This window comes from Niveibacterium microcysteis (genome assembly GCF_017161445.1).
Taxonomy (GTDB): Bacteria; Pseudomonadota; Gammaproteobacteria; order Burkholderiales; family Rhodocyclaceae; genus Niveibacterium; species Niveibacterium microcysteis.
Genome location: NZ_CP071060.1, coordinates 3,317,928 through 3,342,480, shown reverse-complemented (window position 1 = coordinate 3,342,480; position 24,553 = coordinate 3,317,928). Strand labels below are relative to the sequence as shown.

Here is a 24,553-nt window from a genome sequence, read left to right as displayed (position 1 = left end):
TCAGTTCTCCTCCATCACGCAGGCCAGCGGATGCTGGTGCTGCCGCGCGAACGCACTCACCTGTTCAACCTTGGTCGCGGCGATGTCCTTGGGAAAGACTCCGCAGACGCCACGACCCTCCCTGTGCACTTGGAGCATGACTCGTGTTGCTTGTTCGCGATCTAGCGAAAAAAACTTCTGCAGGACAATCACCACGAAATCCATCGGGGTGAAATCATCATTGAGAAGGAGCACCTTGAAGAGCCGGGGCGGCCGGGTTTTCGTGTGCTCAACGTCAAGAACGAATTCGGACTGCTTTTTTGTTGCCATGCGGCTCATTCTAAACACTCCGACTGATACTTCAACAACACGGAATGTCGGGGCTTTCGGCTGTTTTTCCACACTATCGGTGTAGTGCTGGTCAGGCTGCCGGCAGCGCGATAAATTAATGATCTGTTACCAGTCAGCACTTGATTTTCCGGGCTAACTATTTGTCATGGGTGGGCCGGCATGCACAAAGTGCTTGACGGCGACTTCCTGCAAGGCGTAAAAGCCGCGGGAACACGCGCTTTCGAGGCTTGGGCGCGCCGCGAATCCCGGCTGTCAATGGATTGCGGTGACGACCCGCCGTAGAGCGGCTTCGCAGGCCGCGTGTCGGACCGCCCGGAAACGGGAGCATCGACAGCAACACACCGAAGGACTAGAGGAAGCAATATGGCAACTGGCACCGTCAAGTGGTTCAACGACGCCAAGGGTTTCGGATTCATCACGCCGGACGACGGCAGCGAAGACCTGTTCGCGCATTTTTCCGCCATCAACATGAACGGCTTCAAGTCGCTCAAGGAAGGCGAGAAAGTTTCGTTTGATTCCGTGCAAGGCCCAAAAGGCAAGCAGGCATCGAACATCCAGCGCGCCTGACCCGCGTCCGCCGCATCTCGGCGTGACAGCGAAGCCCGCCCGCCCCGGCGGGCTTCGTTCTTTTCGGAAGCACCATGTCTCGCGTCATCCTCCTCAACAAGCCGTTCGGCGTCATGAGCCAATTCACAGGCGAGCCGCACCAGCGCACGCTGGCAGAGTGCGGATTGCCGGCCGGCGTCTATGCGGCCGGCCGCCTCGATGCCGACAGTGAGGGTCTGTTGCTGTTGACGGACGATGGTGCCCTACAGCACCAGTTGGCCGACCCGCGATACAAGCAAGCCAAGACCTATCACGTGCAGGTCGAACGAGAACCCGACGACGCTGCGTTGGCGGCTTTGCGCGGCCGCCTGGATCTTGGCGATTTCGTAACCATGCCGTGTGAGGCCCGCCGAATCGACGAACCAGACTGGCTCTGGCCACGCGATCCGCCGGTGCGTTTTCGGAAATCGGTGCCTACGGCGTGGATCGAGATCCGTCTGCGTGAAGGCAAGAACCGCCAGGTGAGGCGGATGACCGCGAAGGTTGGCTTCCCGACGCTGCGCCTGGTTCGCGTGGCGATCGGGCCCTGGCAGCTGGGCGCCTTGCAGCCCGGCGAATGGCGCGAGGCGATCGCGGAGCCGCCCGCACCGGCGCGGCGAATTGTCGCGCGACGGCGCTGATGGGTGCCGACTGCTAAGATCGCGCCCGATCGTGTCCACCCCTGATCGAACGAAAGGCCCAATGTGCTGAAGAACCTGTTGATCGCCGCCTGCTATGCGGTGCTACCCGTTGCAGCGTTGGCGGATGTGTTGCCGCACGCTGAACTGAACATCGGCATGCACCGTATCGACGCCGAGGTGGCCGCGACAGACGAATCGCGGATGGTGGGACTGATGCACCGCAAGAGCATGCCGGAAGCGCGCGGCATGCTATTCATCTTCGATGGTGTCGGAAGCCACTGCATGTGGATGAAGGACACCTGGTTACCGCTGTCGGTGGCCTTCATCGATGAAAGCGGGCGCATCACCAACGTTGAAGACATGGCGCCAGAGACCGAGGACAGCCACTGTGCCGCAAGCCCGGCCCGTTACGCGCTTGAGATGAACCGCGGTTGGTTCAAGACCCGCGGCATCAAGCCGGGCGCACGCATCAGCGGCTTGCCGCGCCCGCGCTGAGCGCCGATTAATCAGTTCTGCACGCGGAAACGGTATTCGCCCGGCGTGGCGCCCGGTTGCACCCAGTTGCCTGCCACCGAGGGCAGTCGTTGCAGGAATGCGGGATCGCCGCGAACCGTGCCTTCGAAATGCCCATGACCGCCCTCGATCTGCCCCTGGGCATTGATCTGGGTCTCGCCGCGCAGCGTCAGCCAGGCGATTGCGAGGCGCTCGCTCTCACCGCGCAGATCGATCTGGTAATCGCCCAGGGGGCGGCCGCGCAATACGTCAACCGCCGCGCCTGACCAACGCAGGCCGGCGCGGCCCTCGCAGCGCATCTTCCAGCTGCAGCGCCACTGCGTTGTTTCAAACTGCAGGTCACCACGCCAGCCGAGACGCCCGAAGGCATGTGGGATACGCTCCATGGCAAAGCGCGCCGGCGCGGCCAGCGATACACCGTCCGCGCGCCAGCCGCGCACACCTGCTCCGACTTCGCCCGCCTGTTTGTCGTCGGCGGTGAGCTGCCATGCCGCTTCGCCACGCAGCAGGGAACCAGGCAGCCAGCGCCACTGTAGCGTCACCCACGGCTGCGCACGTAGGCTGACCGGATCGACCGCCGTGAGCGTGCCACGGCCGTTCCAGAGAGTGCCTTCGATCAGCGCCAGGCGAATCTCGCCCGACGTGGCGCGACTGACCGCCTGGTCAATCAGCCAGGACGGCGCCCGGATTACAAGCGAGAGCGCGAACAGCGCGAGAAACAGCGCGAGGCGGCGGATCACTGTGCGCCCGACGGTTGCAGATCGGCTTCGATGGCGACGCCATTCGGCCCGCGATTGGTGATCAGGCGTGCGACGCCCAAACCGTGGTCGCGCTGTGCTTCAGCCAACCATTCGACGATCAGGTCGAAGCTGCCGCCGCCTTTTGCATGCACGCCACCACCATCGACACGCACGTCCATCGTGAGGCCACGCGCACGCGCGCTGGCCTGCAGCGGCTCAGCAAGGCTTGCCGGCGGCACAGCGGGGCGCGCCTGCATGCGCTGCAGGCGCTGCACCTCTGCGGCGTCATCCCGCATGGCGGCGAGTCGCGCCTTGGCTTGCGGCAATGCCCGTGCCAGGCGCTTGCGCTCGGCCTGCGTCCAATCGGCGAGCGACCAGATTGCCGCGATGCCCAGTACCGCAACCATCGCGGCCACCAGGGCGCGCTCACGCGGTACCAAACCGGACCACCAGGCGCGAGCCTCTTGCAACTTGGCTTGCAGCGCGTTCATTGGGACACCTCCTTGCGGATCGCGAGCTGTTTGTCGCCTTGCTGGACGACGATCAGGCCGCGCGCCGTCAGGCGTTGTTGAACTGTCGCGATGTTGGCGCTCAAGCGTGGCGAAAGCGTCAGGTCGAGCCGCCCATTTTCATATTTGAGTCCGTCCAACCCGTCGCGGGCATCGCCCGCGAGCGCCTCGCCAACCAGCGAGAGCAGGGCGAGCGCATCGTCATCGCCAAGCTGCCCGTGCGCGCGTTTGAGTTGATTGAGCTGGCTGCGCATCTGCGCTGCCGGGTCGACGATCGGCTGATTCGGAAACGCTGTTTTGAAAACGGCCTGCATGCGTTCGCGAGCATCCTTCAGCTGACCGCGCTGCACCAGCACCTGACCGGTTGAAAGCAGCAGCTCCAGTGCGATCGCGGCACCTGCCGCCCACAGCACCGGCTTGGCGCGCCGCAGCCATGCGGACCGTTCCTTGTCCGGCATGAACTCGCCGTGCAGCAGGTTGGTGCCTGTCGAGAATGCGGACCACTGATAGGGCGCTGCTTCCTCTACGGGGATGCCCAAGACATGTTGCCAAGCCTCGCAATCCAGCGCGACGCTATCCGGCGCGCGGTGCACCACGCAACGTCCTGGCAGGCGATTGGTTTCGCGCGCATGCGCTGCGGCGGCGATCAAGAGGCTGGGCGGGGCAGTGCCATCGAGATCGAGCGCGAACGGCGTGGGTCCGATGCCGCTGGCCACGGCCTGGGCCGGGCCGCAGTGAAGCACCCACTCGCCTTCGGCTGCGGCGCCCACGGTTTGAATTTCGGCAAGCGCCCGTATCGGGGCGCGCCCCAGCGCGTCGAGCTGGGCAACGATCTGGCGCAGGCGATCGCGCGCGCACACCAGCACGCGTGCGGCGTCGCCGTCGCGGTCAGTGATCGTGTAGTGCTGGCTATCCGGCTCCTGAACCAGTTGGTCTTCCAGAGCGAAGCGCACCAGCTTGTCCTGCTCGCGCTTCGGTGCGCGCGGGAGGCGCGCGGAGAGCCAGACCGCCTGGGTGCCGGCCAGCACAAACTCGGTTTGCTCCGCGGCGGGCCAGTGCCGTGGCTCCGAGCGGCCTGCCGAAGTGGCCCGGCCGTCGGGGCCCACGAGCTCCCAGTCGCAGATCGGATCCTGCGGCCAGGTTTCGGTGATGTAGAGGCGAAGCTGCGTCATAGAATCTTCTGCCAGATGATTTCGGGCCAGTTCTTCCTGACCGAGTTGGCAATAACGCCACGGGCCAGAAGAACCTGCATGCGGGTGGTGGCGGTGCCGAAATGGGCGCGACCGGAAACGAGAAAGTAGTAGCTTTTGAGGCTGAAGCGCGATTCGTCGAGCGTCAGCCCGGTGCGTCGTTCGAAGTCCGATTTTTGCGTGAACCAAGCGGTGTTGCGACCACTCACCAAGTTGCGTGCGCGGTCCAGCGAGTAGTTTTCGAGCGTTGCAGCGAGGACTTCGGCTGGCGCCGTGTTCACGTTGATCAGGCTGCGCGCCGGGCTGGCCGGCACGGCAGTGACGAATGGGCGCAGACGCTCGACCGTTGCAGCATCGAAGCCCGGCACGTTGGCCAGTTCATCGACGCTCACGAAGGGGGCGTTGAGTGGTTTGACCGTCGTGGCGCTGTCGGTGGGCTGCGGGTAGAAGCTCGGATCTTCCTGCGCAGCGTCGATCCAACCGCCAAGAATCGTGGCCATGCTCGCCGCTTGCGCCCCACTCACGCCCACGGCTTCGAGCAGGCGACCAAATTGCTTCACGGCATCCTTGTCGACCACGCCGTTCGGGGCCAGGTTGTTGAGGTTGAAGCGGCCGGAAAGGTCTTCGATCTCGCCGCTGACTTCGCCCTCATCGACCGGGGTAGGCGGAACCTTGACGGCCCACGTTTCGCCAAGATGATCGATGTCGCCGGTGCGGCGCGAATCGTCGGCCAACACGTTGCGTGCCCAGTCTATTGCGCCGCGCGCCAGCCAGCGCGCCTGCGCGAGGTCATGGCGGCCCGACAGGCTTTCGACCGCAAAACCGAACGCGGCGACCACCGAGGCTGCGAGCGCGGCGACCAGCGCGACGGTCAGCATCGCCATGATCACCGCCACGCCGCGTTGGCGCTCAATGCACGGCGAAGAGTCGCGTGACCTTGCCGACATCGTCGAGCTCCAGTTCCATTTTGATTGCAGCGGGCAGCAGGCCATTCAGGTTTGCGCCGGGTGGCCAGGTGTCGGTCTCTTTTCCGTCAGACGTAACGAAGCGCCAGTTCAACGCCTTCACCCGATCGAGCATGGCGTCGTTGCGCGCGGTTGATGTGTCCGCGCCGGTACTGGCGTTGGCGTTGCCGACGTCCGCACTTTTGTCCTTTTTCTGTGTCGTGGTGGCTTCACGCTGACGTGTCAGGAACAGCGTGCCGTCATCGACGTGCCAGGTGTGAGTTTCCACGCCGCCATTGCTGCCATCGTGGCGGACCAGCATCAGCTGTGTCTGCGTGCCGCCGCGCATCAGCGTCAGGGCGTCCTGCACCTGGACCGTGCCGCCGGTAGGGCGGGGGGCGAGTTGGGTGAGGTCGTTGTCGATCAACTGCATCACGCGGGCGATCTGCCGCCACCGCGCGTACTCCGCTTCCATGCGATCACGCGTGGCGATCATGCTGCTGACAGCGCGATAGGACAGCACGCCGAGCACTGCAAAGATCGCGATCGCGACCATCACCTCGATCAGGGTTAGCCCAAGTGCTTTACGGCGCATCGGCATCATGGGAGTGGCTTGACCATGAAGCCCGCGAGCCGAGACAAGGCATGATCGCCTTCGCCCGCCAAGGTCACACGTACATCGATGCGGCGAAACAGGGCGTTGGGGGTGGCGGTCACTTCCTCGTACCAGCGGTATTCGCGGCCGGCTTGGGTGACGCTGCCCTCGTAACGACCGACCTCAAGAAAGTGCTCCATCGCGCGGTGCTCGGCGAGCCGGTCTTGGGCGATCCAGTCTGCGATCAGGCGCTCACGCAACTCACCAGCGCTGCCGGTGGCGAGGCTCACCGCGCGGAAGCCGGCGGCGAGCACGATTGCGAGGATCGCCAATGCGACCAGCACTTCAAGCAAGGTGAAACCGGCGGCGCGCTTCACGGCGCGACCTCCGTCGCGGCGATGCGTTCGAGTACGACTTCACCACCCGGTCTTGAGCGGTAAAGGCGTTCGCCTTCCGGCGTACGCAGGCGGACTTCAAAATCCGGCATCTCGGCGCCGAACACCAGTGGTGGCTCCACGCTGGTGGGCCGGCCACGCAACTTCACGCCGAGCCACACGAAGCCTTCCGGCAAGGGGCGCTCGGCGAGTGAATCGCCTTCCGCGATCGGGCGCCAATGTCCTTCGGTGTCGAGCGTGCTGAAGCGATAGCGGCCCGGCAGGAACTCGGCCGCTATCGGCGTGCCATGTACTGCAGCGCGTTCGCCCGCAGCCTCCAGAACCAGGCGCAGCCGATCGACCTCGCGGTCGTCATCGCGTCGAGACATGCCTTCAAGACTGAAGGTGACCGCCGAAGCGGTAATCGCGAGCACGACGAGCACCACCATCACCTCGATCAGGGTGAAGCCGTGCGCCGGACGCGCAGCGGGGCGTGGTGCCGGTCGAGCCATCGAGGTCAGAGCGCCCAGTTACCGATGTCGGCGTCGTTGCCTTCGCCGCCGGCCTGGCCGTCAGCGCCGAAGCTGAAGACATCAAATTCGCCGTGCACGCCGGGCGAAAGATACTGGTAGGGGCTGTTCCACGGATCCTTCGGCAGCTTTTCTAGGTAGCCGCCAGCCTTCCAGTTGTCTGGCACAGGCGCAACCGTGGGCTTCTGAACGAGGGCCTGCAGGCCTTGCTCGGTTGTCGGGTACTTGCGGTTGTCCAGCTTGTAGAGCTTCAGCGCCTGGCTGATCGCGGCGATGTCCTGGCGGGCGGCGACGGCGCGCGCTTCGTCCGGGCGGCCCATCACCTTGGGCACGATCAGGGCGGCGAGTACGCCGAGGATGACGATGACGACCATCACTTCGATCAGCGTGAAGCCGCTGTTACGGCGGAGGTTGCGTGTATTCGACATGGTTCAGTCCTGAGGGTTTGATCCGTGTGGTTGCCGCGGCTTGCGGCGTGTTCTCTGGCTATTTGAGCAGCGTGTTGATTTCGATGATCGGCTGCATCACTGCAAGCACGATGATCAGCACCATGCCGCCCATCATCAGCAGAAGCAGCGGTTCGAGCAGGCTTGTCAGCACCGCGGTGCGGGTTTCGAGTTCGCCTTGCTGGAGGCGGGCGGCGCGGTCGAGCATCGCGTCGAGCTGGCCGGTGGCTTCGCCACTGGCGATCATGTGCGTCAGCAGGGGCGGAAAGCGGCGGGTCGCGCCGAGCGCGCGGGACAGGCTCATGCCTTCGCGCACGCGGTCCGATGCCTGGCCGATTGCATCGCGCAGCGGCAGCCGCACGACCACCTGCCGCCCGGCGTCGAGCGCTGCGAGCAGCGGTACGCCACTGCCGACCAGGATGGCCAGCGTGCTTGCAAAGCGTGTGGTGTCGAGCGCGCGCAGATGGCGGCCGATCAGCGGTAGCCCCAGCAGCCAGGTATCCCATTTGCGGCGCACCGCATCCTCACGCAACGACTGGCGCAGGCCGAAGATGCCGCCAGCGATGGCCAGGGCGAGCAGCCAGCCCCAGTTGCGCAGGAAGTCCGATACGACGATCAGCGCGCGGGTGAGCCAGGGCAAAGTCTGCTTGCTGCTCTGGAACACGCCGACGACCTGCGGCACCACATACGTCAGCAGGCCGATCACAACCATCAGCGCCACCGCGGCGACGATGGCAGGGTAGATCAGGGCCTGCAGCGTTTTGCGTCGCAGCTCGTCGCGCCGCTCGAGGTAGTCGGCAAGCTGGTTCATCACCGTGGCGAGTTCGCCGGACTTTTCGCCGGCAGCCACCGAGGCGCGATAGATCGTCGGGAACGAGGTTGCGTGGCGATCCAGCGCGGCGCGCAAGGAGTAACCCGCCAGGATCTCGCTGCGCACGCCCGCCAACACCTGTCGCGTTGCTTCGCGCTCGGCCTGATCGCCGAGGGCTGAGAGCGCCTGTTCGACGGTGAGGCCGGAGGTCAGGAGTGCTGCCCACTGGCGCGTGAGCAGCACGAGTTCAGACTCTCGCAGCTTGCGTGTCGAGCCGAGGCCCGACTTCTTGCTGCCGCTGGCCGCCACTTCGAGCGGGAACAGTCCGCGTTCACGCAACTGCGTACGTGCCGAGCGCGCGCTATCGGCTTCAACGATGCCACTGAGGTTGCGACCGTCGGCGTCGACCGCACGGTACTGGAATGCCGCCATCGTGCCGCCCTCAGTCGCGCGTCACGCGCAGCAGCTCTTCCGCCGAGGTGATGCCCTCTGCCAGCAGTCGCATGCCGTCTTCGCGCAGCGTTCGCAGGCCGCTATGGCGGGCCACGTCGCGCAGGTCGTTCTCGGACGCGCGGTCATGCACCAAGCGCTGCACCGAGTCGTCGACCGTCAGCATCTCGTAGACGCCGGTACGCCCGCTGTAGCCGGTGTGGCCACAGGCGCTGCAACCCACCGCATGCCACAGCGTGGGCGGGCAGCCTTCGCCAACCGCTTGCCGATCGGCGTCGTCCGCCGGCCGCGCTTCGCGGCACTGCGGGCAAAGGCGGCGCACCAGGCGTTGCGCGAGCACGCCGCGCAGCGTGGAGGCCAGCAGGAAGGGCTCGACGCCCATGTCGATCAGCCGTGTCACAGCCGACGGCGCGTCGTTCGTGTGCAAGGTGGCGAGCACCATGTGGCCGGTCAGCGAGGCTTGCACCGCGATCTGCGCGGTTTCCAGATCGCGGATTTCACCGATCATGATGACGTCCGGATCCTGACGCAGGATCGAGCGCAGCGCCCGTGCAAACGTCAGATCAATCCGGGCGTTGACCTGGATCTGGCCGACCCCGGCGAGGTCGTATTCGACCGGGTCTTCCACCGTCACGATGTTGAGCGTGCGGCCATCGAGCGTGCGCAAGGCGGCATACAGCGTGGTGGTCTTGCCGGAGCCGGTCGGGCCAGTGACGAGCAGGATGCCGTGCGGCTGCGAAAGGATGCCGTCGAACGTTTTGCGGGTCGTGTCGGCCATGCCGAGGGCGTTGAGGCCGAACTGTGTGGCGTCCTTGTCCAGCAGGCGCAGTACGATACGCTCGCCATGCGAGGTGGGCAGGGTCGACACGCGCACATCGATCTGGCGGCCTGCGAGGCGCACACCGATGCGCCCGTCCTGAGGCAGGCGCTTCTCGGCGATGTCGAGGTTGGCCATGATCTTGATACGCGACGACATCGCGGCGTGCAGCGCACGATGCGGCCGTGCGATTTCGACCAGAACGCCATCGCGGCGCAACCGGACCACCGAATACGTTTCGTAGGGCTCGATGTGGATGTCAGACGCCCGTTCGCGCACCGCTTGCGTGAGTAGCGCGTTGATCATGCGGATGATCGGCGCGTCGTCCTCCGCCTCGAGCAGGTCCTCGACCGGGGGGAGCTCCTGCATCAGCTGCGAGACGTCGATGTCCTGACCCACGTCCGCGGCCACCTCGGCAGCGTTGCTTTCGCCCTGGCTGTAGATCTCGGAGAGCCGGGACTCGAATGCGCCGCGCCCAATCGGCGTGATCTTCAGCGGGCGCGCGGTCAGCCTGCGGACCTCTGCCAGTGCGACGGGATTCGCATCCTCGCGTGCAATGACTTCGGCGCTGTCGTCCGAGACTTCGCCGAGCAACACGCCGTTCGCCCGCGCGAAGGCGTAGGGCAGCCGGGGGAGTGGCGCGTTCATTTTGTTGCGCTGGCCGGGGCCGAACTGGGATCAGACTCCGCAGCCGTTGCCGGCGCAGCGGCTGGCATCAGCGAGCGAGCAGGCAGTTGAGGCGGCGCGCCGTCATCCGGCATCAGATAGTTGCGCGTGGTGCCCGGCTGTCGCTGGAGGCCGAGAATTTCGTCGTAGCGCTCATGCGTGAAGCTGCGGGCGTCCATCTCGCTGCGAACGATCTTCGGGCGCAGGAAAACCACAAGATTGGTCTTCTTGCGCGAGCGCGTGTCGTAACGGAACAGGCTGCCGATGATCGGGATGTTGCCGAGATACGGCACCTTGTCCGCGCCATCTTGCGATTCGTCCTGGATCAGGCCGCCGAGCGCGATGATTGAACCGTCATCGACAATGACATTGGTGTCGATTGACCGCTTCTTGGTGGTCGGGCCGGCAGCGGTGGTCGCCTTGACGGTCGAGTTCTCCTCGGAGATCAGCATCCGGATCGATCCGCCCTCAGAGATCTGCGGCTTGATCTTCAAGGTCAGGCCGACGTCTTTTCGTTCAATCGTCTGGAACGGATTGTTCGGTGTCGTGCCGCCGCCGGTATTGCTGTACTGGCCGGTCAGGAAGGGCAGGTTTTCGGCAACGACGATCTTGGCCTCTTCGTTGTCGAGGGTCAGCAGGGTTGGTGTCGAGAGGATGTTGGCCTTGCTTTGCGACTCAAGGAAGCGCGCCAGCACCTGCAGGTTCAGGATGTCGCCGATGCCTGGAATGTTGACCTTGCCCGAGCCCACCAGCACGTTCAGACCGGCGCCAAGCAGGCTTTCCGTACCTGTGGACGCCCCCAGCAAGGAGGGCGTTGCACCGGTGAAGTTCGTGCCGCCGCCGACGAAGCTACCGTTGCTGCCCGGCTTCTCGCCAGCGAACCACTGCACGCCAAATTCGGCCGCATTCTCCGAACTCATCTCGGCGATCAGCGCTTCGACGTAGACCTGCGCCCGGCGGCGATCGAGCTGATCGATCACTTTGCGCAAGTTGTTGTAGACCGGCTCAGGTGCAGTAATGATCAGCGCGTTGTTCGTCGTGTCGGCCTGGATCATGCCGCCACCGCTCGGTGTGCCGGCGGTGCTGGTACCCGAACTGGAAAACGAGCTGCTGTTGCTTTGACCGCCCTGAGCGTTTCCGGACGGCGTGCTTGATGTCGTCAGCGAGCTGGAGGTGTCGCCCGTCATGATCGCGCGCAGTGTTTGCGCGACCTTGGCGGCTTCTGCATTCTTCAGGTAGACGACCCGGATGTTCCCGGCCGCGCCGGGCTGGTCGAGCGTCGTCACCAGCTGCCGGACGGTCGCGAGCTTGGACGGGTTGTCGCTCCGCACCAGCAGGCTGTTGGTGCGGTTGTCCGCCTGGACGCTGATCTTCTGGCTCTGGTCGCCACCACCGGCGCCCTGATCGGCGAGAAGCCGGTTGATCGACTGCGCCAGATCAAGTGCTGACGCGTTTTGCACCGGAATTACACGGATGTCGCCCTGCGGCACGTCGATCGACGCAAGGACTTGCCCGATACGAGCAATGTTCTCAGCGTAGTCGGTGACGATCAGCGTGTTGTTGCCCGGATAGGCCGTAACGGTGTTGTTGGGCGATACCAGAGGGCGAATCACCGGCACCAGTTGAGCCGCTGATTCGTGACGGACCTGGAAGATCTGCGTCACGATGCGATCGCCCGCAGCCGTGGTCTTGCGGCCGCTCGGCACCGCATGCAGTTTGGCATCGACCTCGGGGAGGATCTTTACCACCCCGTTTGACTCGACCGCGGTGTAGCCCTGCATCCGCAAGGCCGAAAGCAGGATCTGATAGGTCAGCTCCTTCGGCACCGGGGTCTGTGTCGTGATGTTCAGCGTGCCGCGGACGCGCGGATCCACCAGAAAGTTCTTGCCTGTGATCTTGCTGATCGCGCGGATCACCGCGTCAATCTCCGCGTTTACGAAGTTCAGCGCGACGGTCTCGCCTTCTGCCGCCGTGGCTGGTGCGACGTGAGCTGCAAGGGTGGCTGCAATCATCAGTCCGGCGATGCTTCGCCGGGCAAAGTTCGAGTGGATCATGGGTTCGGTTGATTCTCGGGGCTGCTGACGGGCTGTACTTGTGGTGCTTCACCCGCCATGCCGGGGGCGCCGCGTTGGGGCTGCATGCCTGGCGGCTGTCCGCCGGCTTGGTTGACCTGATACTGAAGCTGGGGCGGCAGCCCGGGGGCCGCCGCGGGCGGAGGGGTGGCGCCACCGGCTTGCCGCGGCGCTTCGCTCAACATGATCCGCTCGCGAGCGCCGCTCCGTTCGATTTCGACACTATCGGGCAAAACGCTGACCAGTTTGACGCCAGGCGCAATTTCGTCGCCCAGCACGAAGCCTTGCGCGGGCTTGCCGTCTTCAGCGATCACAGCCCAGCCTGGGCTCTTGCGCGAATGGGCGGCCACGCCGACCAAGGTGTAGCGGCTTGCAGTAACGACCTGCTGTTGGACGATCACCTCGCCAAACAAATGGCGGGTGCCGATTTCCCGTGCGGCAGTTGATGGGTCTGTTGCGAGTTGATTGGGCGCGGAGGCGGCCGGCGGCGCCGACAATCGCCAATACCAGCTCGCGGCAAACCAAGCCCACAGCGCAATCACTGCCAACCATAGCAGGCCGGTACCTGCGGCAGGGGCAATTGACTGGAGACGGCGAATCGGGAGGGCGGGCACTTAGGTGAATCCCTTTGTCTGCTCTGGCACAAAAACCGACGAATCGTACGCGAGCGCGTTGCGAGTTTGAAGCATCATCGTTGTCGGGTTTCGCGTCATTACCGCTTGCTACAAAAAAATTGACCGGATCGACCCAAGGGTCGTCCGGTCCAACGGCTGCGCGTAATGAAAAGCTTGCGTACCGTTTCCGATACGCCGCGACAGGTCTTGAGCTCGGTGCAGTCCGGATCCGAAGGGGAGGAGGGTGAGGCTGGCAACACCTGCGGCATAAGCGCCGCGACTGCCTGTGTGCCGGCTTCGAGTGCCCGGGGGAGCGTGTTCGAAGCGCCTCGCGAATCCTTCGTGACCGTGCATCAAGTTGCGCGTTCGGGATGAATACTCGTCCGCAGTGGCGCTCAAGTCTTGATCGGGATTGCTGTTGATGATTATTGCGCTGCAGCAACGGTCGCGGGCTGCTGTGGGCAGAAGCTTGGCGGGGAATTGTCAGGGCTTTGGGGGCTCGTGCTCACCCCCAAAGTCCAGTCGTTCAGAAATTGCTTTTGATGTTTTTTGCGCCCCGGGTGTTTTGGGGCCGGGCGATCGGCTACTTGAGCGCGAGCCAGTAGTCCATTTCCGGATCGGCCGAAAACGGCGAGTGCGTGGTGTCAAAGGTGAAGTAGGCAGGTTGGTCCGCGACCGCAAAGTGGCTGTCGGGAAGCCAGGCGCCAAATATGTACTGCAGTGTGTATTCCCAAGTTTGCCCTGCACCACGGTGGTGAAAGCGCGCTTCGCGGCAGGGGGGGCGCATCAGTGCGACGACGCCTTCAGGAAGACCGGCGAACTCCGTTACCTCCACGCACGCCATGACGTAGCCCTGGATGCTTCGTTCGTCGGCCGCAACAATGTCGCTGCACAGGCCGGCGAGCGTGTTGGCTCGCACCGGGATGCGCGCGATCAATGGTTCAAACGTCTTCCAGGCTTCCGATCCCAGTTCGATGAGGTCGAAAGCCTCCGGTGCCACAGAGAACTCAGTCTTGATGCCGACCAATCGTCGCGCGGGGCTGTCAATGAACTCGGGGGTCGTTGTAAGCCCCGAATGCATGTGCGCCAGATACTCGGTAGTGATGTGCGGGATCCCACGGGGCAGCTGCGGCGGCTTGCCGGCGGTCCGGAACTCTCGCGGGCTGGCGCCGAACTGCGCTCGAAATGCCCGCGTGAATGCTTCATGCGTCTCGAAACCTGCACCGAGCGCGATGTCGATAATGTTCTGCTGAGTCTCGAGCAACTCGTAGGCCGCGCGTGTAAGGCGCCGTCTGCGGATGTAGTCCTTGACGGTCTCACCAACGGTCGCCCGGAACACACGCAGGAAGTGCCAGAACGACATCTCGGTCTGGGCGGCAAGCTCCTGGATGTCCAGCGGATCGTCGAGATGATCGTCGATGTAATCGATGGTGGCCTGGATGCGAACAATACTGGCTGGTAGACGTTCCATGGCGAGACTTTACCGTAGAGCGGGGCGGCGTCGAAATCAGGAGGCGCAAGGATGCCTTGAAGGCCGTTTGACTGTAGTCAAACTACGTTATGAGTCCATAAGAATTCTTGACATATGTAACCCGAACGAGCACATTTGCGCCTCGATCGCCCCCCGGCTGCGCGCACACATAAGTAACAAAACTACAACATGGGGCGGTCTCGTAACCACACTTTCCTTGGAGGTGACATATGACAAGGCAAAGCGCTGGGGCGATCTGGAAGCGTGCGCGCTCACTGGTAGCTCTTTCATGCTTGGCTATTCTGGCCGCTTGCGGTGGTGGTGATGACGCACCTCCTCCGCCTGCGCCCGAGACTGAACTCTCGTTCCTGGATTCTTCGGACTTCCAGAAGGTGCTCCATGCTGTCCCCGCAGATTCTGCGGCAAACGCAAAGGCGGCTGCAGCCACCACTACCACCCTTACCGTTCACTACAAACGCAAAGCTGGCGACTACACCGGCTGGCAGCTTCATACTTGGGGCGCTGGCGCTGATCCGGGCTGGAACAAGGGTTATGACCCGACCGGCACCGATTCCTTCGGGGCGATCTACAAGCCCACTCTGAGTGCAGACAGTGGCGCAGTGGGTTATCTGTTCCACAAGGGCGAAACCAAGGATCACGGTGGTGCTGACCAGAGCTACACGCTTGCTCCGGGCGCCAACGAAATCTGGCGCATCGAAGGTGATACCGTCACCTACACGAAGAACCCCGATGCGGCAGGCCCCGTCGATATCAAAACCGTTCGCGTACACTACAAGCGCTATGACGGCAAGTACGCCGACTGGGGCGTGCATATGTGGAACGGCGGTGGTGTGGACGTAACGAAGTTGCCGGCCGGCACCACAATCGACGTCTGGACGAACCCTGTGGCGTTCGCCGAGCTTGCCGCTCCGGGCTATACGCCTTCTGCGTCGGAAGTGGTGTTTGATATTCCAGTCGTGAATCCGAAGACTGACAGTACCAAGAAATCGCTGACCTTCATTATTCATGACCGAACGGGCGGGGGATCTGACGCGAACAAGGACGGTCGCCATGATGATATCGTCATCAACTATGCGAATCTGACCGTCAATTCGCAAGTGGGAGAGGTTTGGCTGGTACAAGAGGATGCGACGGTTTACACGGCCGTGCCCGATACGCGCTCGGCCTCGACCAAGGATGCGAAGGCGTATTGGCTGACCAAATCGCTGATTCAGTGGCCGCGTGTCGATAGCACGGGCGTCTTCAAGCTCTACTACTCGAAGAATGCTCAGATCGTCGCGAAGAAAGATTCTGCTGTTGCGGGCGCTGACGGCTCTGTGACGCTGGATGTTGGCGGCACTGTGCCGGCCGACGTTGCGACCCGCTTCAAGTATGTCTCGGCAGGTGTCGTGCTGTCCGTGAAGGCGGCGGATGTCGACAAGCTCGCCGCCCTGCACACCAACCAAGTTGTGCTGGTTCAGGAGAACGACACGGGCAAAGTCCAGAACGCCACCACCGCGCAGATCGCTGGTGCGATGGACGATCTGTATGCCACAGCGAAGGATGTCAAGGATCTGGGTGTCACGCTTGTTGGTGGCAACACGGTCTTCAAGGTTTGGGCTCCCACTGCGCAGCAGGTCAAGCTCGGCCTGTACGATTCCGCTACGAGCAGTGGCAAGTCTCTTGACCTGATGACGTTTGATGCAGCCACTGGTGTGTGGTCGATCACCAAGACCGGTGACCTGACCGGTAATTACTACGTCTACGTCGCCGACGTGTTCGTCCGCGGTGTCGGTGTCGTGCGTAACCGTGTGACCGATCCGTACTCGATCAGCTTGAACGCCAACTCCAAGCGCAGCTACATTGCGAATTTGGATTCCGATAGTCTGAAACCTGCTGGTTGGGCTGATTCAGTGGGCCCGGTGCTTGCGAATCAGGTCGACATGTCGATCTATGAGTTGTCGGTGCGCGATTTCTCCGCGAACGACCCTTCAGTGTCGGCAGCAAATCGCGGTAAGTTCCTTGCTTTCACGGAAGAGAACTCCAACGGTATGAAGCACCTCAAGGCGCTCCAGGCTGTTGGCCTTACCGACGTACATCTTCTACCGGTGTTCGACCTTGCAACCGTGCCAGAAGTTGGCTGCAAGAACCCAGATATTGCTGGTTCGACGAACGACTCGATGGTCGCTCAAAATGCTATCAAGGCCGTTCAAGACACCGATTGTTTCAACTGGGGCTACGACCCATTCCACTACACATCACTCGAGGGTAGCTACTCAACTGACGCAAATGATGGTGCGAAACGCATCGTCGAGTTCCGTCGGATGGTCATGGCGATGCACAAGGCGGGACTCAGGGTCGGGATGGACGTGGTGTACAACCACACCAGCGCTCATGGTCAGAATGCCAACTCAGTGCTTGATCGGCTTGTACCTGGCTACTATCAGCGCTTGAATTCGATTGGTGGCGTCGAAAATTCCACTTGTTGCTCGAATACGGCTACTGAGAACCTGATGATGGGCAAGTTGATGACCGACTCGGTCACGACTTTGGCAACGCAGTACAAGATCGACTCTTTCCGCTTCGACCTGATGGGTCACCAACCGAAAGATAAGATGGTTGCCTTGAAGGATGCTGTCAAGACCGCCGCCGGTCGGGACGTCTTCCTGATTGGTGAGGGTTGGAACTACGGTGAGGTTGAAAACGGCAAGCGTTTTGTGCAGGCGTCGCAGCTTTCGCTCAACGGTACGGGTATCGGTACGTTCAGTGACCGTGGTCGCGATCGGATTCGTGGTGGTAACTATCAAGCCTCTCGTGACCAAGGATATGTCACTGGTTATTTCTATGACCAGAATGATGTCGCCAAGGATCAGACCAAAGAGGGCCTGATGGACATGGCCGACATCGTCCGCGTTGCATTGGCTGGATCGCTCCGTACGTACTCGTTTGAGAGTCGCAAGGGCACTGTTACTACCGGCGAAACGTTCCTATACGGTTCGGATCCGGCGGGCTACGTTAGCCAACCGCAGGAAGTCGTCAATTACTACGAGAACCACGACAACGCTACGTTGTGGGATGCGATTGTCGCCAAGATGCCCAAGGCGACAAGTCTCGACGACCGTGTCCGTGCTCAGACTCTTGCCGCGGCCCTGAACAGCTTCAGTCAGGGTATTGGTTACTTCCACGCAGGTTCGGACATCCTTCGCTCCAAGTCGATGGATACCAATAGCTACAACTCGGGTGACTGGTTTAATCGTCTCGACTGGAGCTACACCAGCAACAACTTCGGCGTTGGCTTGCCTTTCAATGCTGACGACATCGCCAGAATGTTCTTGGCCCCCGCAGATGCTGGCAAGTACGCGCCCACTTCGGCTCAGATTCAGAACGCTGGCAGCATGTTCCGCGACCTGCTGGCGATCCGTAAGAGCTCGCAGCTGTTCCGTCTGCGCACCGCCGATGACGTGAAGAAGTGTTTGAAGTTCTACAACACGGGCACCGCGCAGGAACCGACGGTGATCGCCGGTCACCTGAACGGTACGGTGTGTTCGGAGAACGCCGGGTTCAAGCAGGTAATGTACTTCATCAACGTCGACAAGGTTGCTCATGACCTGACGATCGAAGCGCAGAAGGGCATGTCCTACGCGCTGCACCCGGTTCAAGCTTCTGGCTCGGATGCGCGCGCAAAGACCGCCACGTATGACAACGCAACCGGCAAATTCTCGATCCCGGCACGCACTGCAGTTGTGTTCGTGACGAGCAAGGACGCGCCGGCTGCGCCGACCGGTCCTGTGACGGTTACCTTCAAGGTGACGGCAAATACCAACTACGGTCAGAACATCTACATCGTTGGTGATCAGCCGGAGCTTGGTAAATGGGGTACGACGGCGAGTGATTCGCGTAAGTGCACGACAGGTGCAGACTATCCGGTATGGACTTGCGCGGTAGTCTTTCCGACGCCCGGTACGGCTATTGCATACAAGTTCCAGAAGTATGGAAGCGACGGTTCGTTTATCGGATGGGAGGGCGGCAGTACCAACCGCACCTATGTGATTCCGACAGCGAATGCAGTTGTCGACTCAGGCGCCTGGACGAACTAAGCGCCAGTCTGTAACGGGCACTCGTTGCGAGTGCCCGAAAAAAAAGCCCGGAGCGCCGTTGAAGTCCGGGCTTTTTTACTTCCCGCCGCCTGTCGTTGGGGGCAGAAATACTGGTTAGGTAGCCCGCTTGAGGGCGCGATGGAAATGATCTGAGACTGTCGCCAAAAATTCCGGCGTCATTTCGTTCCAGTTGCGCCACGTCGGCACGCCATCCAGGCGCATGAATGGTACGGTGATGCCAAGCGAACGCGAGCGCTCCATGAGCTGCCGGTATTGTGGCGGGGCACAGCCTTCGGTGGTGCAGAAAAGGTGCAGCCGGAAGGGCTGTTTATCGAGTTGGCCTGCGATCACCGCGTCGCTGAAAGTCTCATTCATCGGCACCACAAGGCTGAATGCCTTGGGGTGAGCGAGTGCGATGGCGAGTGGGCCATATTCACTGATTGACATGCCACCGATCGCCCTCTGTGCAGAGTCGTTGGTGATCGGCTGCTGTTTGGCCAGCCAGGGCAGGGCAGTTTGAATTACCGCGTCGGCGTATTTTGGCATCGCGTGGCCCGCGTGACCGCCTGGCAGGTAGATCGCGAAGGGGCGCAGCAGCCCCTGCGCGAGCAGGTTGTCCATGTACTGCTTGATGCGGCCGTTGGTTGCCCACTGATTGGCGCGCATCTGGTGCCCGTGCATCAACACGAGGAGAGGCAGCTTGTCTTTTTCTCGGGTGCCGGGCGGGAGGTAGAGCTGGCCGGGCAGGACACCGCCGAGTTTGGTGCATGGGATGTTCAGATCCAGCAACTCTCCGCGCGGCACTTTCGGCTTGTCGAGCCAGTCGCCTTCACCGAGGAAAAGGTACGAGTGACACTCGCCCATGCCCATTCCGTCTTCGGCCACCAGAGGATTGAGCGGATCAGGGATCCGGCGGGTATCAACATCGAATTTGTAATGCCACTGCCCGCGTCGCAGCTGAAGCTTGAGGTGCCAGACGCCATCTTCACCGCGGGTCATCGGGACTTTGCCGTCCTGCCAATGAGTCATGTCCCCAAACAGGAACACTTCTTTGGCCGATGGCGCATAAAGCGAGAATTCGCACGGCAGAAGCGAGCCTGCGAGGTCCGATTGGGTGAGGATGAGCGAGTGAAGTCCGAACGGCATGCATACCTCCTGGGCCCGCAATTCTATCAGCGGGTGTTTGCATCACTGTGGCCGCAGCCATTGCAGGTGTTGCTGCGTTGATTCGGCGCAACATGTTTAGCGCCGCACCTGGGCTGGCGTAATTGTTCCATCGAACGTGCAGCGAGTGCGAGTAGGGCTTGGGCGTTGTGGCTGATGGCCTGAAAACCAGCCGGCCGTACTAGTGGCCGACGCGTGCTTGATGCGCACGCGCGAGCTCGTCCCGCAGCATCTGATACTGCGCAAAGCGGAGCGGCGAAATCGTTTTTTCCGACAGGGCGGATTGCAACGCGCAGCCGGGCTCGGCCTCATGTCGACAATCCCTGAAACGGCATTGTCCAAGGAAAGGCCGGAATTCGCGGAACGACCAAGCGAGCGAGGTCTGCGTAAGCTGTGCAAGACCGAACATTTGCAGCCCCGGGCTATCAATCAAAGTGCCGCCGCCGGGGAGACGATAAAGCCGCGAGAAGGTCGTTGTATGTCGGCCAGAATCGAGTGCGGTCGAGATCGTCGCAGTCGTGGCGTCGGCCTCTGGAATCAAGGCGTTGGTCAGCGTCGACTTGCCCATGCCGGATTGCCCGACCAGCAGGCTTGTCTCGCCAGCAAGGCGCGAGCGGAGAATCTCGACGGTGTCCTTGGCGCAGGTTTCGATGACCTCGTAGCCCAAGGCCGCAAAGGGAGTCAACAGAGCCCGCGCGGCATCAAGCCCGCCGGTCAGATCTGCCTTGTTGAGGATGATCAGCGTCTTGACCTCCTGATCCTCCGCCGCGCAAAGGCAGCGGGTGATCAGTTCGGGGCTGAAACTCGGTTCGGTTGCCACTACGATCGCCACCTGGGTGACGTTGGCGGCGATCAGCTTCAGCTTGAACGCGTCTTCCCGATACAGCAGGCTGCTGCGGTCAAGCAGGCGTTCGATGACGCCTTGGTCAGGTGCGGTTGCGCTGACCTGGACACGATCACCGCAGGCGTAGCTGCTCTTTTTTGCTCGGGTAAAGCACAGGAGGCGGGCACCGTCCGCCAGTTCGACTTCGTATTGCCGCCCGAAGGCGGCCACGATAGTGCCGTCTACGCCGGACTTCATGCGCTTCGCAGGTGCGCTACGCGAATCGGCGCAGGCGGGTGAGAGTCATAAAACGCCGAGTAGAGCGGATCGGGCGTGAGCGTGCCGGCGTTGTCACGATAAAGCTTGACCAAGGCGGAGACGAGGTCCTCCGCCTGTGCATGATGTGCGGCGTAGGCGTCCGCCTGAAACTCGTGTCGCCGCGACCACAAGCTGGTCAATGGTGTGAGCGGGAATGTAAAAACCGGTAGAGCGAAGAGCACCAAGGCCAGAGCGGCCGCCTCGCCGTGCGACTGCATGCCCAGTCCGGCGAAGAACCAGTCTTCGCCCATCAACCAGCCGAGCAGGGCGAGGATTGCGAGGCTCATCGCGGCCATCACCGCCACACGCTGCCACAGATGCCTTAGCTTGAAGTGGCCGAGTTCATGTGCAAGAACGGCCTCCACTTCCTGAGGTGTGAGGCGTTCGACCAGCGTATCGAAGAAAACGATGCGCTTGGCGGCACCCAGGCCCGTGAAGTAGGCGTTTCCGTGGGCGGAGCGCTTTGATCCGTCCATCACGAAGAGGCCCGAGCTCTTGAACCCGCAGCGCGCGAGAAGCGCTTCAATGCGTTCCTTGAGCGGTCCATCTTCCAGTGGCACGAATTTGTTGAAAAGTGGCGCAATCACGACCGGGTAGAGCACCATGATCAACAGGTTGAAACTGAGCCAGAACGCCCACACCCAAAGCCACCAACGGTTCCCCGTTGCCTGCATCATCCACAAGACCAGCGCGATGACCGGCAGCCCAATTGCGGCGCCGACGAGCACGCCCTTGGCGAGATCACCGATGAAGGTCGCCGGGCTGGTCTTGTTGAAGCCGAAGCGAGCCTCGGTGACGAAAGTCCGCCACACGGAGAACGGCAGGCCGACCACGAACGAGACGATCGCAATGAGGGAAAGGAAGGCGACGCCGTGCCAAATGCCGCCTGCATCGAAGATGCGCGCGGCGCTGTCGAATAGCCACTGCAAACCGCCGCCCACGGTGAGTGCCAGCAGAAGACCTGTTTCGACGATGAGTTCGATTGCGCCGACTGCAAGGCGAGCCCGCGTATAGTCGGCCGCCTTCTGGTGTGCATCCAGCGGGATGCGGTCCGTAAACGGGGACGGCACCGAAGCGCGATGCGCGGATACCGCCCGGGCCTGACGCCAGGACAGCCACAAACGCAGACCGAGCGTCAGCGCGACGACAAACAGAAAAACCAGCGAAAAAACAGAGGCGGTCATGGGCAGTCGGTGGCCGCGTTGCGAGAGCCGGCAACGCGTATGAGAGAATGGGGCTTTGAATCAGGAGCTTGCGATTATGGCACAGGATCCAAACCGCCTCGTCTGGGTGGACATGGAGATGACCGGGCTGGAGCCCGACCGCGATCGTGTACTGGAGATTGCGGTCGTGGTGACCGACGCGGCGCTTACCGTGGTCGCCGAAGGTCCGGTCCTGGTCGTGCATCAGCCCGATTCAGTGCTCGATGCCATGGACGACTGGAACAAGAACACCCATGGAAAGAGTGGCTTGATTGACCGTGTTCGCGCCTCGACCACCGATGAGGCGGAGGTTGAGCGGCTGATGATTGCGTTTCTCGACCAGCATGTGCCGCGTAGAACCAGCCCGATGTGCGGCAACTCCATCTGTCAGGATCGGCGCTTCATGGCGCGCCACATGCCCGCGCTGGAGGCGTGGTTCCATTACCGCAATCTCGATGTCAGCACGCTCAAGGAGCTTGCTCGCCGCTGGAATCCGCCGGTATTTGCCGGCCTGAAGAAGCAGGGCGCGCACACCGCGCTAGCAGACATCCTCGAATCGATCGAAGAGTTGCGCTACTACCGCGATACCTTCATGCGCGTGGTTTGACGCGCCGCGTGACTCAAAGGCGCCGGTAGAGTGTGAATTGCTCGCCGGTCCGGCGCCTGCCTCGGGAGAGGTCCCAAACCGGCACCCACGCGGCGCCCGGTTGTAGCGCCATAGAACGTCCGCTGCGATAAACGACCAGAAGTTCGCAGCGAGTCACGCCACGGTCGGCGGCCTCGAAGCGCAGGTTGGCGAAGTAGAGCAGCGCGGCGCGCTGCGATTCGCCCATGCCGCTCTCGGCGACACAGGCATGGGGCGTATCGGATATCCGCGCTGCAAGGTCGCCCGCAACAAGTTCGTAGCTCTTGTCGTGATTGACGAAGGGTAGGAATAGCGCGATCGCCAATGCCCACAGGAAGCTGGTGCCGACCGCCCAGGACAGCGGGCCGCGTAGCATCGAGCGCGGCGGACGAACGACCAAGGCCAGCCAGCCTAGCGAAAGGACGATGCCCGCTGCGACCGCAGGTGCCGACAGTGTCGGCACGTAATCGGGCACCAGCCGCGCCACGTTTCGCGCCAGCGGTGCTGGCCAGCCGAAGTGCATCGCGTACCAGGAGAGCCAGACGAAGACGCCAAAGGCCAGGAAGGTCATTCGGCCGAACCAGTCGAACGCACTGGCTGCGCCACGGCGCAGGCTCAGTGCGCCGTCCGACGCGAGCAACACAAGCGGCGGGATCAACGGCAGCGCGTGGGCGGGGCGCAGCGGGCCTGTTGTTGCGACGAGCAGGATCGCAAGAAGCAAGGACGCCAGTGGCAGCAGGATCCTCGTTTCCTTTATCCGCTTGCGTTCATGCCAGACAGTCCAGACTGCAATTGGCCACAACGGCCACATGAACCAGCCGAGAAGCTCAAGCAGCTGACGAATGTTCGTCAGGTGGGCAAAGTGGGGTGTAATCGACTCAAGCTCGTTCGACCACCAAAGGCGCAGATGTTCGGGCCGGAAGGTGACCAGAAGCAGCGGCCACAGCAGCGCGATCACAGTGGCAATGCCGGCGCCCAGCGCAAGTGCTCGTTTTCGGTCGGGGGTGCGGCATTCGCTGCACAGGCCGGGGAGTAGCGCCCATAGCGGCATCAGAATCAACAGAGCAGGCAGGCCGGCCGCCAGCGTCGCCAGGCCGATTGCGCTGCCCGCAATGATCGCGCCGTGTCGCGGTACGACAAGGAATTCCGCGAAACCAAGGAAAGCCGCTGCGGTGCAGGCGAGTAGCGCGAGCTGTGGCTGAAACTCGTGGGCGTGCGTCAGCAGGCCAAGCGTACCCAGGCCCAGAAGCACAGCAGCCCGATCCGACGGTGCGCCGTAGAAGCGTCGCGCTGCGCGGGCCAGGCAATAAAGCGTGATGGCGACGCAGACGCCAGACGCCAGGCGTGCCGCGTTGTGGATTGGCAGCGCCCAGCCGAGCAGTTGGCTCAATAGCGCGCCGAGCCAGTAGTAGAGCGGCCCGGTGTCGAAGGTCGGACGGTCCGCCACCGCTAGCGTAAGCCAGTCTCCGGTGCGGAGCATCTGATGGATCACGCCGAAGTGCGCGGCGTCGTCGCCGCGCCAGGGTGCGTGGTCGATGAGGCCTGGCAGTGCGTATAGCGCGAACAGCGCCCACAGGGCCCATGAGGGGATAGTCAGCGTCGAGGGTGCGCGCGGTTCGTTGGCCATGCGGTTTCTTCTGATTATTCTGAACGAGCGGATCGCCGCAATTCTAGCGGCTTGGGCGCCAGGCCGCAGGTCGCGACTGTGTCAGGCGGTGATACAAACGAAAAAGGCAGCCGAAGCTGCCTTTTTTCGGAATGCCGAAGTCGGCTTAGCGGCCGTACTTCTGGCGGAAACGCTCGACGCGGCCCGCGGTATCGACGATCTTCTGCTTGCCGGTCCAGAACGGGTGGCACTCTGAGCAGACTTCAACGTGATAGGCGTCTTTCGCCATCGTCGAACGGGTCGTGAAGTTGTTGCCGCAGGAGCAGGTCACCTTCACGTCGTGGTAATTCGGGTGGGTATCGGCTTTCATTTCGAATCCTTGTGCGCGCAGTCGGCGAATGTGACCGACCAAGTCGGAAA

At 62.4% G+C, this 24,553-nt stretch carries 24 protein-coding genes; 5 read left to right on the top strand and 19 right to left on the bottom strand.

Annotated features, from left to right (window positions below; all coding sequences use genetic code 11):
- A complete protein-coding gene (gene clpS, locus JY500_RS15140) occupies positions 1–309 on the bottom strand; it encodes an ATP-dependent Clp protease adapter ClpS (RefSeq protein ID WP_172200639.1) in 309 nt (102 codons plus the stop codon).
- Positions 310–693: 384 nt separating this feature from the next.
- Here clpS and JY500_RS15135 point away from each other — a divergent pair, with 384 nt between their 5' ends.
- The 3 genes from JY500_RS15135 to JY500_RS15125 all read left to right on the top strand — a co-directional run bounded on the left by JY500_RS15135 (position 694) and on the right by JY500_RS15125 (position 2,051).
- Positions 694–897, top strand: coding sequence for a cold-shock protein (locus tag JY500_RS15135; RefSeq protein WP_172197722.1), 204 nt, complete (start codon positions 694–696; stop codon positions 895–897).
- 74 nt (positions 898–971) lie between these two features.
- A complete protein-coding gene (locus JY500_RS15130; RefSeq protein WP_206253677.1) occupies positions 972–1,556 on the top strand; it encodes a pseudouridine synthase in 585 nt (194 codons plus the stop codon).
- A 63-nt stretch (positions 1,557–1,619) separates the two neighbouring features.
- Complete coding sequence (locus JY500_RS15125; RefSeq protein WP_374605256.1) at positions 1,620–2,051, top strand: DUF192 domain-containing protein; 432 nt, start codon at positions 1,620–1,622, stop codon at positions 2,049–2,051.
- 11 nt (positions 2,052–2,062) lie between these two features.
- Here JY500_RS15125 and gspN read toward each other — a convergent pair whose 3' ends face one another.
- The 13 genes from gspN to JY500_RS15060 all read right to left on the bottom strand — a co-directional run bounded on the left by gspN (position 2,063) and on the right by JY500_RS15060 (position 14,298).
- Entirely contained in the window at positions 2,063–2,809 is a 747-nt protein-coding gene (gene gspN, locus JY500_RS15120) for a type II secretion system protein N (RefSeq protein WP_206253676.1), read from the bottom strand.
- The gene (gene gspM / locus JY500_RS15115; protein ID WP_172197731.1) at positions 2,806–3,300 is read right to left on the bottom strand and encodes a type II secretion system protein GspM; all 495 of its coding nucleotides are present in this window, start codon (positions 3,298–3,300) and stop codon (positions 2,806–2,808) included. Before gspM ends, gspN begins: the two co-directional genes overlap by 4 nt.
- Positions 3,297–4,490 (bottom strand): type II secretion system protein GspL, encoded by a 1,194-nt coding sequence (gene gspL / locus JY500_RS15110; protein ID WP_172197750.1) that lies wholly within the window; start codon positions 4,488–4,490, stop codon positions 3,297–3,299. The genes gspM and gspL overlap by 4 nt, the downstream gene beginning before the upstream one ends.
- Complete coding sequence (gene gspK / locus JY500_RS15105; RefSeq protein ID WP_172197753.1) at positions 4,487–5,455, bottom strand: type II secretion system minor pseudopilin GspK; 969 nt, start codon at positions 5,453–5,455, stop codon at positions 4,487–4,489. The genes gspL and gspK overlap by 4 nt, the downstream gene beginning before the upstream one ends.
- Positions 5,418–6,047, bottom strand: coding sequence for a type II secretion system minor pseudopilin GspJ (gspJ, locus tag JY500_RS15100; RefSeq protein WP_246479644.1), 630 nt, complete (start codon positions 6,045–6,047; stop codon positions 5,418–5,420). The genes gspK and gspJ overlap by 38 nt, the downstream gene beginning before the upstream one ends.
- A gap of 5 nt (positions 6,048–6,052) precedes the next feature.
- Positions 6,053–6,424: a type II secretion system minor pseudopilin GspI gene (gene gspI, locus JY500_RS15095; protein ID WP_172197759.1), complete on the bottom strand. Its 372-nt coding sequence runs from the start codon at positions 6,422–6,424 to the stop codon at positions 6,053–6,055.
- A complete protein-coding gene (locus tag JY500_RS15090) occupies positions 6,421–6,933 on the bottom strand; it encodes a prepilin-type N-terminal cleavage/methylation domain-containing protein (RefSeq protein WP_172197762.1) in 513 nt (170 codons plus the stop codon). Before JY500_RS15090 ends, gspI begins: the two co-directional genes overlap by 4 nt.
- 5 nt (positions 6,934–6,938) lie before the next feature.
- Entirely contained in the window at positions 6,939–7,379 is a 441-nt protein-coding gene (gene gspG / locus JY500_RS15085; protein WP_172197765.1) for a type II secretion system major pseudopilin GspG, read from the bottom strand.
- Between the two features lie 58 nt (positions 7,380–7,437).
- Complete coding sequence (gene gspF / locus JY500_RS15080) at positions 7,438–8,640, bottom strand: type II secretion system inner membrane protein GspF (protein ID WP_172197768.1); 1,203 nt, start codon at positions 8,638–8,640, stop codon at positions 7,438–7,440.
- Positions 8,641–8,650: 10 nt separating this feature from the next.
- Positions 8,651–10,123: a type II secretion system ATPase GspE gene (gene gspE / locus JY500_RS15075; protein WP_172197771.1), complete on the bottom strand. Its 1,473-nt coding sequence runs from the start codon at positions 10,121–10,123 to the stop codon at positions 8,651–8,653.
- Positions 10,120–12,153, bottom strand: coding sequence for a type II secretion system secretin GspD (gene gspD, locus JY500_RS15070; protein WP_206253675.1), 2,034 nt, complete (start codon positions 12,151–12,153; stop codon positions 10,120–10,122). The genes gspE and gspD overlap by 4 nt, the downstream gene beginning before the upstream one ends.
- 38 nt (positions 12,154–12,191) lie before the next feature.
- Positions 12,192–12,827 carry a type II secretion system protein N gene (locus JY500_RS15065; protein WP_206253674.1) on the bottom strand — a complete coding sequence of 212 codons (636 nt, stop codon included), beginning with the start codon at positions 12,825–12,827 and terminating at the stop codon, positions 12,192–12,194.
- 583 nt (positions 12,828–13,410) lie between these two features.
- The gene (locus JY500_RS15060; protein WP_172197782.1) at positions 13,411–14,298 is read right to left on the bottom strand and encodes an AraC family transcriptional regulator; all 888 of its coding nucleotides are present in this window, start codon (positions 14,296–14,298) and stop codon (positions 13,411–13,413) included.
- 230 nt (positions 14,299–14,528) lie between these two features.
- Between JY500_RS15060 and JY500_RS15055 the strand changes: the two genes are divergently transcribed.
- Positions 14,529–18,395, top strand: a complete 3,867-nt coding sequence (locus JY500_RS15055) for an alpha-1,6-glucosidase domain-containing protein (protein ID WP_206253673.1) — start codon at positions 14,529–14,531, stop codon at positions 18,393–18,395.
- Between the two features lie 114 nt (positions 18,396–18,509).
- Here the strand turns inward: JY500_RS15055 and JY500_RS15050 are convergent, their stop codons facing one another.
- The 3 genes from JY500_RS15050 to JY500_RS15040 form a co-directional block, all read right to left on the bottom strand.
- Positions 18,510–19,541 (bottom strand): alpha/beta hydrolase-fold protein, encoded by a 1,032-nt coding sequence (locus tag JY500_RS15050; RefSeq protein ID WP_206253672.1) that lies wholly within the window; start codon positions 19,539–19,541, stop codon positions 18,510–18,512.
- Between the two features lie 199 nt (positions 19,542–19,740).
- Entirely contained in the window at positions 19,741–20,640 is a 900-nt protein-coding gene (gene rsgA, locus JY500_RS15045) for a ribosome small subunit-dependent GTPase A (protein ID WP_206253671.1), read from the bottom strand.
- Positions 20,637–21,884 (bottom strand): M48 family metallopeptidase, encoded by a 1,248-nt coding sequence (locus tag JY500_RS15040; protein ID WP_206253670.1) that lies wholly within the window; start codon positions 21,882–21,884, stop codon positions 20,637–20,639. The genes rsgA and JY500_RS15040 overlap by 4 nt, the downstream gene beginning before the upstream one ends.
- 76 nt (positions 21,885–21,960) lie before the next feature.
- On the opposite strand from JY500_RS15040, the gene orn reads away from it, so the two are divergent.
- Positions 21,961–22,509, top strand: coding sequence for an oligoribonuclease (gene orn / locus JY500_RS15035; protein WP_172197797.1), 549 nt, complete (start codon positions 21,961–21,963; stop codon positions 22,507–22,509).
- Positions 22,510–22,522: 13 nt separating this feature from the next.
- Here the strand turns inward: orn and JY500_RS15030 are convergent, their stop codons facing one another.
- Together JY500_RS15030 and rpmE are read right to left on the bottom strand one after the other, a co-directional pair.
- Positions 22,523–24,154: an ArnT family glycosyltransferase gene (locus JY500_RS15030; RefSeq protein WP_206253669.1), complete on the bottom strand. Its 1,632-nt coding sequence runs from the start codon at positions 24,152–24,154 to the stop codon at positions 22,523–22,525.
- Between the two features lie 145 nt (positions 24,155–24,299).
- The gene (rpmE, locus tag JY500_RS15025; RefSeq protein WP_172197803.1) at positions 24,300–24,503 is read right to left on the bottom strand and encodes a 50S ribosomal protein L31; all 204 of its coding nucleotides are present in this window, start codon (positions 24,501–24,503) and stop codon (positions 24,300–24,302) included.
- Positions 24,504–24,553: the final 50 nt, after the last annotated feature.